Here is a 2,150-nt window from a genome sequence, read left to right on the forward strand (position 1 = left end):
TGAACGCTTTCCAGGTCGCCTTCGAGGGCCGCCTGACTCCCACCGACCACTGACCAACTCAACAACCAAGATCAGCCGTTAAATTGACACACCCTCGCGCGGCTGGTGTCGCCGGGGTGGTCCGCATCAGGAACAGCCGCCGGCCGTTACGGCGCTCACGATCTCTTCAAGGTGCTGTGGCCGGCTTGTGCTGGGAATGGGCGCCACGATATCGCCGAGCTGGAGAAGCCAGTTGAGGGCGGCGAATACTCCGTGAGCTTTCGCCGGAGTGCCCGCGTCGAGTGGCCGGTAGGGCACGTAGGGGATGCCGAGGTCTCGGCAGAGTTCGAGGGCTGGATCGTGGCGGTCGGTCATGTTGAGCACGTTCTGGACCGCTGTGATGGGCACCCCCTTCCCGGCTCTGCGGATGTCTTCGGAAGTGACCTTCGAGAGGCCGATGTGCCCGATCTTGCCTTCGTCTCTGAGTGCGTGGAGGGTGCCGAGTTGGTCCGCGAGCGGCACTTCCGGGTCGATGCGGTGCAGGTAGCAAAGGTCCAGCCGCTCTGTGCCCAGACGGCGGAGGCCGGCTTCGACGCAGGCCCGCAGATGGACGGGGTGGCCGTGCGTTGCCCACAGGTTGGGGGCCGGTCGCACCATGCCGACCTTCGTCGCTATCAGCAGTTCCTCGGGTACGGGTACAGCGCATCGTGGATCAGGTGCTCGACGGTGTGGGGGCCGCGGGCGTCTGCGGTGTCGATGTGCGTGATGCCGTGGGTGTGGACAGCCTGCCGGAGGATGCTGACTGCCTGGTCGCGGTCGACGGGGTCGCCCCAGGTGCCGGGCCCGGTCAGGCGCATTGTGCCGAATCCGAGTCGGGAGACGGTCTTTCCAGCGATTTCGATCGGGCCCGCGGGCCACGCGGCGTTCATACGGCGGCCTCCTTCAGGCAGATCTCAAGTGCCTGCGCGACGGCGTTCGCCTGGCTGCCGGGGGCGTTGGTGACGCGCAGGTGGGGAATCGTCTCGGCGGTGAGGAGCGCGTGGACGTGCTGGTCGACCAGCACGCTGTGCCAGGGGTCGTAGTCGTGTTTCTGTTCGACCGGCATCGTCTCGTCGAGCACCGTCGCCAGGAGCAGGATCACCTGGATCGCGCTCCACAAGGGCGGCCGCGTCGAGGAGATCACCGTGGGCGACTGCCTCGAACTCGTGGCCGCGCTGGAACAGCACAACTACCGCGGCAGCGCGGGCAGGCCGCTGTTCTACGCCCTCCTGGCCGAGAGCGGCGTGCTCCCCCGCTGACGCGCCGCCCAGGCTGAGAGCCGCGGTGCTGCCAGGCAAGCGAAGCATCGAGCAGATCACCGACGGCTAAGTGGTCGGCTTCGGAAGTCCTTCGGGGGTTGATCACGATGCCGGGGCGGCGGAGGATTCTTCCTGGTGATCGGCGGTGTGCCGGTCAAGCCGGGCCAGCAGGTCGTCCAGGTCGGAGGTGGTGAACTTCCACTGGAACGGCTGTGCCGTGGCGTTATAGCGGTCTTCGAAGGCTCGGAGCCGGTCCCCGACCTGGGCGAGGTCGGTGAAGTCGTTGGGCGAGACGACCTTGCGCTGGACGACCGAGAAGTAGACCTCGACTTGGTTCAACCAGGAGGCGTGGACTGGTGTGTGGACCAAGACCGCGTTCGGGTGGGCGGCGGTCAGCCGATCGGCGGCGGCCTGGCCGCGGTGGGAGGAGCCGTTGTCGACGATCCAGAACATGCGCTTTGCGCTGGCGTAGGGCTCGACGCTCATGACCTGGGTGACCAGGTTCATGAACGGGTCGATGCCGGTGCGCGGTTCGGTGCGGCCGAACACCTGCGCGCGGTGGACGTCGTAGGCGGCCAGGTAGGCGAGCGCGCCGCCGCGTTTGTGGCGCCTGCCCGGTACGCTGCGCCATCTCCTTCCGCTCGGCGATCGGCTTGGCCAGATGGGCGTGGACATAGGTGTCCACGTCGGTGGTCGGGCGCAGCCCCTGGTACAGAGCGGTGAACTGGGGCAGTAGTGCGGGGAAGCGCTGCCCGACGTACGAGGTCACCCGGTCTTACGGGCCCGGCGTAGCCGAAGTCATTGCCCATGAACTGCACCGGGTCGCCGGGGTGCGCCACGTTCCACGAGCGCATCCACTCGATCAGCCGCAGG

4 protein-coding genes are annotated in these 2,150 nt (G+C 67.3%); all 4 read right to left on the minus strand.

What is annotated here, in order from left to right; genetic code table 11:
* Nucleotides 1–126: 126 nt before the first annotated feature.
* The gene (locus ACZ7IB_RS49020) at nucleotides 127–636 is read right to left on the minus strand and encodes an aldo/keto reductase (RefSeq protein ID WP_470921855.1); all 510 of its coding nucleotides are present in this window, start codon (nucleotides 634–636) and stop codon (nucleotides 127–129) included.
* Between the two features lie 17 nt (nucleotides 637–653).
* On the minus strand, nucleotides 654–908 hold the full coding sequence (locus tag ACZ7IB_RS49025; RefSeq protein WP_470921856.1) for an aldo/keto reductase: 255 nt from the start codon (nucleotides 906–908) through the stop codon (nucleotides 654–656).
* Nucleotides 905–1,120 carry a hypothetical protein gene (locus ACZ7IB_RS49030; RefSeq protein WP_470921858.1) on the minus strand — a complete coding sequence of 72 codons (216 nt, stop codon included), beginning with the start codon at nucleotides 1,118–1,120 and terminating at the stop codon, nucleotides 905–907. The genes ACZ7IB_RS49025 and ACZ7IB_RS49030 overlap by 4 nt, the downstream gene beginning before the upstream one ends.
* 259 nt (nucleotides 1,121–1,379) lie before the next feature.
* On the minus strand, nucleotides 1,380–1,952 hold the full coding sequence (locus ACZ7IB_RS49035; RefSeq protein WP_470921860.1) for a transposase: 573 nt from the start codon (nucleotides 1,950–1,952) through the stop codon (nucleotides 1,380–1,382).
* Nucleotides 1,953–2,150: the final 198 nt, after the last annotated feature.

The sequence above is a fragment of the Streptomyces sp. NPDC037301 genome (assembly GCF_055602785.1).